Origin of the sequence: Bifidobacterium apicola (genome assembly GCF_042846865.1) — a bacterium.
GTDB lineage: Bacteria > Actinomycetota > Actinomycetes > Actinomycetales > Bifidobacteriaceae > Bombiscardovia > Bombiscardovia apicola.
Map to the genome: position 1 here is coordinate 126,091 of NZ_BAAFQQ010000001.1, position 12,190 is coordinate 138,280.

The following is a 12,190-nucleotide window of genomic DNA, read 5'->3' on the forward strand; positions in this document are numbered from 1 at the left end:
GGTCGCCTTCCTTCATATTTGTGGCCTTGCGCACATCACCGGCCTGTTCAGCTCTGTGCTTGGCTAATCTATAGACAGACTTGAGTGCGGGACGATTCCGGGAGGAGAAGCACGGATGAAGACGGCCTTGGAGGGGAACCTGATCTTCATGGTCATCGAGTACCTGGGCATATTCAGCTGCGGGCTTTCGGGTGGCCTGGCTGCTGTGCGCAAGGGCTACGACATCATCTCCATTCTGCTGGTCTCCTGGATCAGTGCCCTGGGAGGCGGGGTGGTCCGAGACGTTCTTCTGGGTCAGGTGCCGCCCAGCGGCATTACCGACAAGGGCTCAGTCATCGTCACCCTGGCATCCGGCCTGGTGGTGGCTGTCGCCCATCCTGAAATCAGCAGGATGACCTGGTCCATGTTGGTCACTGATGCCATGGCCTTGGGATCCTTTGCCGTCAACGGTACGGCCAAGGCGCTGATGAGTGGAACCGGTGGCATGACGGCCATCTTCATGGGCATGGCTACGGCCCTGGTTGGCGGCCTGTTGCGAGACGTCCTCCTTAACCAGGTGCCTGCGGTCATCCAGGACCAGCATTGGTATGCATTGCCTTCCCTGATCGGCTGCATGCTGACTCTGGCCTCCACGCGTGCCCAGCAGCATGGGCTCTATCCGGCCCGGGTCGACATGGCCCTGGACCTGGCCATCGTGTCCCTGGTGGTCGTCCTGCGCATCATCTCGGTGAAATTCAACATTCTGGTGCCTGGGGCGGTGGACCGGCGCTCGGCCCGGCTGCCGCTCAACGATGCCCAGCTGGCCAGGGCCATCCGTCATCTGATGCGTGGCCGGTCGAACATCAGTGTCACTATCAAGCACACCGACGAGGATTCCGACCGGAAACCGGATACGAAGAAGGGCCGGTGACCCAAGCGCTTGGATCACCGGCCCTTGTGGGGCACCCGGTTCAGAGGGCGTTGACGGCGTTGGCCAGACCGGACTTGCGGTTGGCGGCCTGGTTGCGGTGAATCACACCCTTGCCGGCGGCCTTGTCCAGACGGCGGGCGGCCACCTGGTAGGCAGCCTGAGCGGCCTCCTTGTCACCGGCATCCACGGCCTTGCGCACGGAACGCACGGAGGTCTTGATCGCGCTCTTGACCTCCTTGTTGCGCAGGTGCGCCTTTTCGTTGGTGATGACCCGCTTCTTCTGCGACTTGATGTTTGCCAATGTTGCTCCAAACGATGAATGTATCTGTACAGACAACCCACCATAGTAGCACCCGACCGGGAGAAGAATCCGCCAGAGGCGGGCGCTTCGGCCCAGGGCATCGTCTAGAATCGTTAGACCAGACGTACGTGAGGAGAGCAGACAGGTGCAGGATGCCAAGAACCAACCAGGATTCACCGACCAATCGCTGATCCGCAACTTCTGCATCATCGCCCACATCGATCACGGCAAATCCACGGTGGCCGACCGGATCCTGCAGCTGAGCGGGATTGTGCCCAAGCGCGAGATGCACGACCGGTTCCTGGACAGGATGGACATCGAGCAGGAGCGCGGCATCACCATCAAGTCCCAGGCCGTTCGACTGCCCTGGGTCAAGGACGGTGTCGAATACACCCTGGGCATGATCGACACCCCTGGCCATGTGGACTTTACCTACGAAGTCTCCCGGGCACTGGAGGCCTGTGAGGGCGCAGTCCTGCTGGTGGACGCCACCCAGGGCATTGAGGCGCAGACCCTCTCCAACCTGTACATGGCCCTGGAGGACGACCTGACCATCATCCCCGTTCTCAACAAGATCGACCTGCCCTCGGCCGAGCCGGACAAGCACGCCGAAGAGATCGCCAACCTGATCGGCTGCTCCACGGACGAGGTGTTGCGGGTGTCGGGCAAGACCGGACAGGGGGTCCGTGAGCTTGTGGACCGTATCGTGGACCAAGTGCCGGCCCCCAAGGGGGATCCCAAGGCCCCGGCCCGGGCCCTGATCTTCGACTCGGTCTACGACTCCTACCGGGGTATCGTCACCTACATCAGGATGGTGGACGGCGAGCTCAAGGCGCGGCAGAAAATCCGCATGATGGGCCGAGCGACAGTGCATGACCCCATCGAGATGGGTGTGATCAGTCCGGACATGACCCCCACCAAGGCCCTGGGTGCCGGGGAAGTCGGCTACGTGATCACCGGCGTCAAGGATGTCAGCCAGTCCAAGGTGGGCGACACGGTCACCACCGAGGCCAACCCGGCCAAGGAGCCGCTGCCTGGCTATCAGGATCCCCAGCCCATGGTCTATTCCGGGCTCTTCCCCATCGACAACGCCCAGTTCCCTGAACTGCGCGACGCCCTGGACAAGCTCAAGCTCAACGATGCTGCCCTGGTCTATGAGCCAGAGACCTCCGTGGCCTTGGGATTCGGCTTTCGCTGCGGCTTCCTGGGGCTGCTGCACATGGAGATCGTCACCGAGCGCCTGAGCAGGGAGTTCGGCATGGACCTGATCGCCACGGCCCCCAACGTCACCTACCAGGTGACCATGGAGGACGGCAGCGAGCATACGGTGACCAATCCCAGCGAGTTCCCCGATGGCAAGGTCCGTCAGATTCTGGAACCAGTGGTCAGCGCCGACATCATCACCCCCAAGGAGTTCATCGGACCGGTCATGGAGCTCTGCCAGGACCATCGCGGGCAGATGGGGACCATGGAGTATCTGAGCCCTGAACGCGTCGAGATGCACTACAAGATGCCCCTGGCCGAGATCGTCTTCGACTTCTTCGACCAGCTGAAGAGCCGGACCAAGGGCTACGCCAGCCTGGACTACCAGCCCGACGGGACCCAGTCCGCCGACCTGGTCAAGGTGGACATCCTCATCCAGGGGGAGAAGATCGACGCCTTCTCGGCCATCGTCCACAAGGACAAGGCCTATGCCTACGGGGTGATGATGACCAAGAAGCTGCGCAAGCTGATTCCGCGTCAGCAGTTCGAGATCCCCATCCAGGCGGCCATAGGGTCGAGGATCATCGCCCGAGAGACCATCAGCGCCCTGCGCAAGGACGTGCTGGCCAAGTGCTACGGGGGCGACATCACCCGCAAGCGCAAGCTGCTGGAGAAGCAGAAGGCCGGCAAGAAGCGCATGAAGATGCTTGGTCATGTCGAGGTGCCCCAGGAGGCCTTCATCGCCGCCCTGAGCACGGGCCAGGCCCAGGACCGGGACACCAAGGACAAGATTCGGGCTGCCGCCAAGAAGGAGGGCTGAACGGGTGGGGTCGTCCTACCAGGTCTACATCCATGTGCCCTTCTGCATGCGCCGCTGTGGTTACTGCGATTTCAACACCTACACGGCCAGCGACCTGGGCGGGGGCGCCAGCCGGGAGCACTACGCCGACCTGGCCATCCGTGAGATGCGCATGGTCCGGGACTGGCAGACCTCCCGAGGCTTGATAGAGCCGCCCGTGTCGACCATCTTCTTCGGCGGAGGCACCCCGACCATTCTGCCCGCCCAGGATCTGGCGCGCATGGTCGAGGCCGTGGCTGACCTCTGGGGGCTTTCACCCGATGCCGAGGTCACCACTGAGGCCAACCCTGACACCGTGGATCGGGCCTACCTGGAGCAGCTGCTCCGGGGCGGCATCAACCGCGTCTCTTTCGGCATGCAATCAGCAGTGCCCAGCGTGCTGGCCACCCTGGACCGCACCCATACGCCGGCCAATGTGACCACTGATGTGGCCGCTGCCAAGGACCTGGGACTCAGGGCCAGCGTGGATCTGATCTACGGGACGCCGGGAGAGCGGCTTGAGGATTGGCATACTAGCCTGCAGGCGGTCCTGGACCTGGGCGTGGACCATGTCTCCGCCTATGCCCTGACCCTGGAGCCCACCACCAAGATGGGCCGTGCCGTGCGACGGGGCCAGCTGCCAGCCCCCGATGACGATGACGAGGCGACCAAGTACGAGATGGCTGACGACATGCTTTCCCAGGCGGGCCTCTGCTGGTATGAGATCTCAAACTGGGCCCGCTCCGGCCAGGAGAGCCGACACAACCTGGGCTACTGGCACAACGTGGACTGGGCCGGCATCGGGCCAGGCGCCCACTCCCACTATCGGGGCCTGAACGGTCAAGACACAGGTATGGAACTGATGAAAGAAATCCGGGAGCAAGAGCCTATGCCGTCCGTTTCGCCCGGGTTCAGGGCCACAGGCACAGCAACTGCAGAAGAGGCCGCTCCTGGGGCACGCTGGTGGCTTTCGCCGGAGCCCGGCCTAGGTGAGCGGCGTGCCCGGGCTATCCGCTCCTGGGACATTGCCCACCCAAGGGACTGGGCAGCTGCAATGGATGCTGGACTTGTGCCTTGGCAGGATGCCGAGCTTCTGGGTTGGATGCAGGACCTGGAGGAGACGGTCATGCTGGCCCTGCGTCTGCACGAAGGCCTGGGACTGGATCGGCTGACCAGGCTGGCCGGTCGTCCGGCCGATCCGAAGATCCTCAAGGATCTGGTCGATCAGGGCCTCCTGCTGCCCGTGCACGACAGAATCCAGGTCACCCGCCGAGGCCGCCTGCTCAACGATCTGGTCATCGATCAGGTCCTGGAGGCGGTAGGAATTCGCTAGACACTGCGGAACGTTACACGGATGTCACCTGTGGATGCATTATTCTGTTGATTCACCATTGACAAGGCTCCTCAAGGGCGGAGCATGCCGGCCCCGCCCCCGTCCACGAATGAGGTGATTGCGGTGTCATTCACGGCCCCTCTCGATCTGCATGTCCACGGTCCGCAAGGACTCTATGACCCTGATACGGAACACGATGCCTGCGGTTTCGGCATGGTGGCCACCCTCAATCGACGGGATGAAAGGCTGATCGTCGAGCAGGGCATTCGTGTTCTGGTCAACCTGGACCACCGAGGAGCCGTGGGAGCCGAGCCCAACACCGGCGACGGGGCCGGCATCATGCTCTCCATGCCTGACGAGTTCATGCGCACCCGGGTCTACCGGAATCTGCCTGAATCCGGTCACTATCTGGCAGGTATGGCCTTCCTGGACAGGGACCCGGCACAGGCTGCCAGCCAGGAGGAGGCCATCGCCTCGATTGCCGGCCAGGAGGGGCTACGTGTCCTGGCCTGGCGGTCAGTGCCCACCAATCCTGACGGACTGGGTCTGCAGGCTCTGGCCTCCATGCCTCGATTCCTCATGCCCATCATGTGCGACGCCGGGCCGGATGGCCTCGGAGGGCTGGACCTGGAGCGGCTGGGCTACCGGGTTCGCAAGCGGGCCGAGCACGAGCTGGGCGTCTACTTCGCCTCCCTGTCCTGCCGGACCATCACCTACAAGGGCATGCTGACCACCAAGCAGCTGCAGGGCTTCTTCCCGGACCTGAGTGATCCGGCCATGAAGGCCCGCCTGGCCATCGTCCACTCCCGCTTCTCCACCAATACCTTCCCCTCCTGGCCCCTGGCCCAGCCCTTCAGGATGATCGCCCACAACGGGGAGATCAACACCATCCAGGGCAACCGCAACTGGATGTCGGCTCGCGAGGGAAAGCTGAGCTCGGAGCTGCTTGGTGACATGGTCCCGCTGCTGCCGGTCAACACCCCTGGTGCTTCCGACTCGGGCACCTTCGACGAAACCTTGGAGTTGCTCCACCTGGCCGGGCGGTCACTGCCCCACGCCGTCTCCATGATGATGCCTCCGGCATGGCAGCAGGATCCGGACATGGACCCTGACCTGAAGGCCTTCTACCAGTACAACGACACCCTGATCGAGCCCTGGGACGGCCCGGCGGCCATCGTCTTCACCGACGGGACCCTGGTGGGTGCCCAGCTGGACCGTAATGGTCTGCGCCCGGGCCGTTGGCAGCTTACCGATGACGGTCACCTGGTCCTGGCCTCAGAGGCCGGCGTCCTGGAGGACACGCCCCAGCAATCCATCGTCGCCAAAGGCAGGCTGGAGCCGGGGCGGATGTTCCTGGCCGATACCAAAGAGGGCCGGATCGTGCCCGACAGCGAAATCAAGCACCAGCTGGCCAGTCTGCACCCCTACAGGAAGTGGGTTTCCGAACGCACTGTCCGCTTGGACGACCTGCCCGAGCGCGAACATGTCAATTATTCGCGCATCTCGGTCCACCGCCGGCAGCAGGCCTTCGGCTACACCCGGGAGGACCTGACCATGCTGCTGGGGCCCATGGCTGAAACCGGCGGCGAGCCCATCGGGTCCATGGGCAATGACGCGCCCATCGCCGTGCTCTCACGCCGGTCCCGTATGCTCTTCGACTACTTCACCCAGAAGTTCGCCCAGGTCACCAATCCGCCCTTGGACTGGGAGCGCGAGGAACTGGTGACCAGCATCGCCTCGGCCATTGGGCCTGAGCCCAACCTTCTGGAGGACACCCCCGAGCACGCTTGGAAGATCCACATCGATCTGCCTGTGGTGGACTCCGTCCAGATGGCTCAGATCAAGCGCCTGGACCGGGCGCCGGTGCTGGAAGGGCGCTTCCGCCCCCGTCTGATTCGCGGTCTCTACCAGGTGGCCGGCGGCGGCAAGGCCCTTGAGGAGCGTCTGGAAGCCATCGAAGGGGAGGTTGATCAGGCCATCAAAGAGGGCTGCAATGTGCTGATCCTATCCGACCGGGATTCCAACCACATCTGGGGACCCATACCCTCCCTGCTGCTGACCGGGGCCGTCCAGCACCATCTGCTTCGTCAGCACACCCGCACGCAGGTCTCCCTGGCAGTGGAGGCCGGCGATGTGCGCGAGGTCCACCATGTGGCCCTGCTGATCGCCTACGGGGCCGCCTGCGTCAACCCCTATCTGGCCCTGGAGTCCGTGGAGAACCTGGCCAACAGCGGCGACCTGCACGTGAACGCCAAAAAAGCCTCCGCCAACCTGGTCCGGGCCCTGAGCACCGGGGTCCTGAAAATCATGAGCAAGATGGGTGTGAGCACCATCATGTCCTACCGCGGCTCCCAGCTCTTCGAAGCCGTCGGACTGAGCCAGGAGGTCATCGACCGCTGGTTCACCGGCACCACCTCCCTGGTGGGCGGCATAGGCCTGGAGGAGATTGCCGCCGAGGTGGCTCAACGCCATCGGGTGGCTTATCCCATCGAGTGGACCGCCGGATCAGGGCATGATCTGGAGACAGGCGGCAACTACCACTGGCGGCGCACTGGCGAGGACCACCTGAACGATCCCGAGTCCATCTTCCTGCTCCAGCAGTCCACCAAGCGCGGGGACTACGGACTTTTCCGCGCTTACACGGACCATGTGAACGCGGCGGCCAAGCAGGGCATGACCCTGCGCGGGCTCATGGAGCTGCATTCCGACAGGGCGCCCATTCCGCTGGATCAGGTGGAGGCCGCAGAGTCCATCGTCACCCGCTTCTCCACCGGAGCCATGAGCTACGGATCCATCTCCCAGGAAGCCCATGAGACCATGGCCGTAGCCATGAATCGGCTGGGAGCCCGGTCCAACTCGGGTGAGGGAGGCGAGTCGCCGGATCGGATTGCAGACCCGGCTCGGACCAGCCGCATCAAGCAGGTGGCCTCGGCCCGGTTCGGTGTGACCAGCGACTACCTGGTTTCGGCCACCGACCTGCAGATCAAGCTGGCTCAGGGAGCCAAGCCGGGGGAGGGCGGACATCTTCCCGGCGCCAAGGTCCCGCCCTGGATTGCCCAGGTCAGGCGTTCCACTCCCGGGGTCGAGCTCATCTCGCCCCCTCCTCACCACGACATCTACTCCATCGAGGACCTCAAGCAGCTGATCCATGACTTGAAGATGGCCAACCCCAGAGCCAGGATCCACGTCAAGCTGGTCTCCGAGCACGGGGTGGGAACCGTGGCCGCAGGCGTAGCCAAATGCCATGCCGACGTGGTCCTCATCTCCGGCCAGGACGGCGGCACGGGAGCGGCACCGCTCAACGCCATCAAGCATGCGGGCACCCCCTGGGAGCTGGGCCTGGCCGAAACCCAGCAAACCCTGGTCATGAACGACCTGCGCTCGCGGATCGTGGTCCAGTGCGATGGGGAGCTCAAGACCGGCCGTGACGTGGTCATAGCTGCCCTGCTGGGGGCCGAGGAGTTCGGCTTCGCCACCACAGCGCTGCAGGTGGAGGGCTGCGTCATGATGCGGGCCTGCCACAAGAACACCTGCCCTCAGGGCATAGCCACCCAGGATCCGGAGCTGCGTTCGCGCTTCACGGGTCGGCCCGAGGATCTGATCAACTTCTTCATGTTCATGGCCCGCCAGGTGCGGGAGATTTTGGCCTCCCTGGGCTTCGCCAGCCTGGAGGAAGCGGTCGGTCACGTGGAGTGCCTGCGCCGGGACCCCTCTGTGCGCACTTGGAAGAGCCAAGGTATCGACCTGGATGCCATCCTGCGCAAGCCTGGCCCCACTCCGGGTACGGTGCTGCACCACACCCAGGCCCAGGATCACGAACTGGACAAGTCCCTGGATGTGGATCTGATCGATCAAGCTGTCGATGCTCTGGACGAAGGTCGGCCAGTGGCCATCAAGGGGACCGTGCGCAACGTCAACCGGAGCGTGGGCACCATGCTGGGCTACAGGATCACCCGCAAATACGGAGCCGCCGGCCTGCCGCAGAACACCGTGGACATCAGGCTGACAGGTTCCGCCGGTCAATCCTTGGGAGCCTTCATCCCCAGGGGCGAGACCATCCGGGTGATCGGTGAAGCCAATGACTATGCAGGCAAGGGCCTGTCCGGCGGCCGTCTGGTCCTCCGCGCTGCCCAAGGCGTTCGATTCGACCCGCACCAGACCGTCATCTGCGGCAACGTGGCCGGATTTGGTGCCACCTCGGGCGACATGTTCGTGGCTGGACGGGCCGGGGAGCGCTTTGCCGTACGCAATGGTGGCGGCCGCTTCGTGGTCGAGGGCCTGGGCGACCACGGTTGCGAGTACATGACCGGCGGACTGGTGGTTGTTCTGGGTTCCACAGGACGCAACTTCGGCGCCGGCTTCTCGGGAGGTGACGTCTACCTGCTGGACATGGATGCCTCCCGGCTCAATCCTGAAGCCTGGAATGACGGCTCCCTGCTGGCCCTGGAGCCTGACCAGGACCAGGCGGCCATGCTCAAGGAACTGATAGCGGAGCATGTCCGGCTGACCGGGTCAAAGGCTGCGGCCGACCTGCTGGAGGACTGGCCAAGCGCGCTGGTCCGGTTCACCCATCTGGTTCCCCGTCGTTATCTGGCCATGAAGCAGGCTATGGAAGAGGCCGAGCGCGAGCAGGTGGACTTCAACGCGCCCGGCATATGGGACGCCACCTACGCCCAGGTCATGGAAGGAGCGCACTGATATGGTCGACCCCAAGGGATTCCTCAAGGTACGCACCCGGCACGAACTCGCCGAGCGCCCGGTCGCTGAACGCCTGAAGGACTGGCGCGACGTGCACCAGACCACTGGCCCCGGACCCTGGACCGCCGAGCAGGCCGCCCGTTGCATGGACTGCGGCACCCCCTTCTGCATGACCGGCTGCCCCCTGGGCAACCTGATCCCCGAGTTCAACGACCTGCTGTCCCGGGGTCGCTGGGAGGAGGCTTACGAGCGGCTGAGCCTGACCAACAATTTCCCGGAGTTCACCGGACGGATCTGCCCGGCTCCCTGCGAGTCCTCCTGCGTGCTCTCCATCCATCAGCCGGCCACCACCATCAAGCTGGACGAGCAGACCATCATCGACCAGGCCTGGTCCCTGGGTCTGGTCAAGCCCCGTCCGCCGCAGCGACTGACCGACATGACCGTGGCCGTGGTCGGGTCGGGCCCCGCAGGGCTGGCCTGCGCCCAGCAGCTGACCCGGGCCGGGCACACGGTGGTGGTCTATGAGCGTGCCGATGCCATAGGCGGACTCCTGCGCTACGGCATTCCCGCCTTCAAGCTGGAGAAGTCCCTGCTGGACCGTCGGCTGGAGCAGATGGAGGCCGAGGGGACCCGATTCCGCACTGGCGTCGAAATCGGTCGAGACCTGGGCTGGGATCAGCTGCGGGCCCGTTACGATGCCCTGGTGGTGGCCATCGGTTCAACCGAACCCCGACGGGTGGACCTGCCCGGACGGGAGCTTAAGGGCATCCACTACGCCATGGACTTCCTGCCCGACCCAACCCGTAAACTGATGGGCCGCGAGCCCATCAACAACATCGATGCCTCCGGCAAGGACGTCATCATCATCGGTGGCGGCGACACCGGGTCGGACTGCCTGGGCACGGCCCTGCGAGAGGGCGCCAAGTCGGTCACCGTCCTGCAGATCCGGCCCAAAGAACCCTCGTCCAGGCCTGATAACCGGCCCTGGCCAACCTACGCCCGGCTCTACAATCCCACTTCTTCCATGGAGGAGGGCGGCCACTATGAGTACGCCGTGGACAGCTTGGAATACCTGGGTGCTGGGTCTGATGACCGGATCAATCTGGACCATGCCAGTGCCCCTACCGGCTTTGACCGGGACCATGAGGGACGGGTGCGCGGCGTTCGCGTGGTGGACGTCAGTCGTGACGACCAGGACCGAATCATTCCCCATCCCTACACCGAGCGGGTCCTGCCTGCCGACCTGGTGCTGATCAGCATTGGCTTCGCCCATCCGGAGACGGCCACCCTGACAGGACAGACAGGCGTAGAGCTGGACGGACGCGGCAACGTGGCCCGTGATGCCGGCTACGCCACCGACCGTGACGGCATCTTCGTCTGCGGTGATGCCGGACGCGGCCAGTCCCTGGTGGTCTGGGCCTTGGCCGAAGGCCGTTCCTGTGCGGCGGCCGTGGACCGGTATCTGACCGGCGCCACCGAGTTGCCCGCCCCCATCCGAGCCGATGAGCGCGCCATGACCCTGCCCGCGGCCGACCGGCGCCCACGCTAATATGAAAAAGTATGGTGCCGATCGAAGGGATGGAGGCAGTGGGATATGACCAACCGCGCTGAACGTAGGGCGCAAGCCAAGCGGAGCCGCCGTGGCGGCAACGATGACCGGAGGATGACGGCCAAGGGCAGGGCCGGAGTGATGGATGAACGGGCCTTGCAGGAGCGCTCCCGTCGGCTGGAGGCCGGCCAGGGCGCCGAGTGGAAGCCCACCGGGCACACCGATGACTTGGTGCAGACGGACTCTGTGGACCCCAATGACCGCAATCCCCGTCTGCTGAGGACTCCTAGCGGCGTTCGTCAATGGCTGCGAATCCTGGTCTGGGCCCTGATCATCTGCTCCGGCCTGGCCTTCCTGGTCTGCATGTGGCTGCCCCACGTTCCCATCTGGGCCACCATCACCATCGCGGCGGTCTTCTGCCTGGGGGTGCTTGGACTCTTCCTGGTCGGTGGCAATCGGGACAATCCCCGTCTGGACTCCTACGGAACGGCCTTGTGACCATGAGCGAAAGCGTGGCAGAAAAGCAGGCCGTGCTCATGCAGCACGTGGGATTCCGCCGTCAGGGCCGGGTCATACTGGATGATGTGAACCTTGAGGTGGGTCGCGGACAGAAGTGGGTCCTATTCGGGCCCAACGGCGTGGGCAAATCCACTTTGGTGGCTATGATGAGCACCCGAGGCTTCCCCAGCACAGGCAGTGTGGAAATCCTAGGCAACCGGCTGGGCAAGGTGAACGTCTTCTCCTACCGGCATCGGATAGGGCTGGCATCGGCAGGACTGGCCAAGACCATCAGCCCCCAGGAGGATCCCTACGATGTGGTGCTGACCGCCTTCAGCGACACCACCGGCCGCTGGAGGGAGACCTTCACGCCCGAGCAGGAGGAGGCCACCCTGGCTCTGATGGACCGGTTCGGCATCGCCTACCTCAAGGGCAAGCGCATGTACCGGCTCTCCGAGGGGGAGCGCGGCCGTGTGCTGATATGCCGGGCGCTGATGGCCAATCCCGACCTGCTCATCCTGGACGAACCGACCACTGGACTGGACCTGGGCGGTCGCGAGCTGGTGCTCAGGGCCTTGAGTGACATCGGCCGGGAGGACAAGGACCGCACGGTCATCCTGGTCACCCACCGGCTTGAAGAGATTCCCTTGGGCTTCGATCGGATAGCCATGATGGGCCGGCGTCCTGCCGACACCGCGGACACCGGTGACCCGGATCCGGGCACCATCGTCTACCAGGGGCCGCTGGAGGGCGGACTGACCGGTCCGCGCCTGAGCGAGCTCTTCGGTCTGGATCTGACCGTGGTCCACCGTGACGGACGCTGGGGTGCCTTCGCCGTCTGAACGCCACTGCCTGCTGAC

Annotated in this window: 8 protein-coding genes; 7 read left to right on the forward strand and 1 reads right to left on the reverse strand. The window is 64.4% G+C overall.

Going from position 1 to position 12,190, the window contains the following annotated elements:
* The first annotated feature begins 115 nt into the window (after positions 1-115).
* Positions 116-910 carry a trimeric intracellular cation channel family protein gene (locus ACGG9J_RS00540; RefSeq protein ID WP_390132646.1) on the forward strand — a complete coding sequence of 265 codons (795 nt, stop codon included), beginning with the start codon at positions 116-118 and terminating at the stop codon, positions 908-910.
* A gap of 40 nt (positions 911-950) precedes the next feature.
* Here ACGG9J_RS00540 and rpsT read toward each other — a convergent pair whose 3' ends face one another.
* Positions 951-1,211 (reverse strand): 30S ribosomal protein S20, encoded by a 261-nt coding sequence (gene rpsT / locus ACGG9J_RS00545; RefSeq protein ID WP_015021872.1) that lies wholly within the window; start codon positions 1,209-1,211, stop codon positions 951-953.
* A gap of 145 nt (positions 1,212-1,356) precedes the next feature.
* Between rpsT and lepA the strand changes: the two genes are divergently transcribed.
* The 6 genes from lepA to ACGG9J_RS00575 all read left to right on the forward strand — a co-directional run bounded on the left by lepA (position 1,357) and on the right by ACGG9J_RS00575 (position 12,172).
* The gene (lepA, locus tag ACGG9J_RS00550) at positions 1,357-3,234 is read left to right on the forward strand and encodes a translation elongation factor 4 (protein WP_390132650.1); all 1,878 of its coding nucleotides are present in this window, start codon (positions 1,357-1,359) and stop codon (positions 3,232-3,234) included.
* 4 nt (positions 3,235-3,238) lie between these two features.
* Positions 3,239-4,585, forward strand: a complete 1,347-nt coding sequence (gene hemW / locus ACGG9J_RS00555) for a radical SAM family heme chaperone HemW (RefSeq protein ID WP_390132652.1) — start codon at positions 3,239-3,241, stop codon at positions 4,583-4,585.
* A 123-nt stretch (positions 4,586-4,708) separates the two neighbouring features.
* The gene (gltB, locus tag ACGG9J_RS00560; RefSeq protein ID WP_390132654.1) at positions 4,709-9,283 is read left to right on the forward strand and encodes a glutamate synthase large subunit; all 4,575 of its coding nucleotides are present in this window, start codon (positions 4,709-4,711) and stop codon (positions 9,281-9,283) included.
* Position 9,284: 1 nt separating this feature from the next.
* Complete coding sequence (locus tag ACGG9J_RS00565) at positions 9,285-10,832, forward strand: glutamate synthase subunit beta (protein ID WP_390132656.1); 1,548 nt, start codon at positions 9,285-9,287, stop codon at positions 10,830-10,832.
* A gap of 45 nt (positions 10,833-10,877) precedes the next feature.
* Positions 10,878-11,330, forward strand: coding sequence for a tripartite tricarboxylate transporter TctB family protein (locus ACGG9J_RS00570; RefSeq protein WP_390132658.1), 453 nt, complete (start codon positions 10,878-10,880; stop codon positions 11,328-11,330).
* A 2-nt stretch (positions 11,331-11,332) separates the two neighbouring features.
* Positions 11,333-12,172: an ABC transporter ATP-binding protein gene (locus ACGG9J_RS00575; protein ID WP_390135268.1), complete on the forward strand. Its 840-nt coding sequence runs from the start codon at positions 11,333-11,335 to the stop codon at positions 12,170-12,172.
* Positions 12,173-12,190 lie beyond the last annotated feature (18 nt).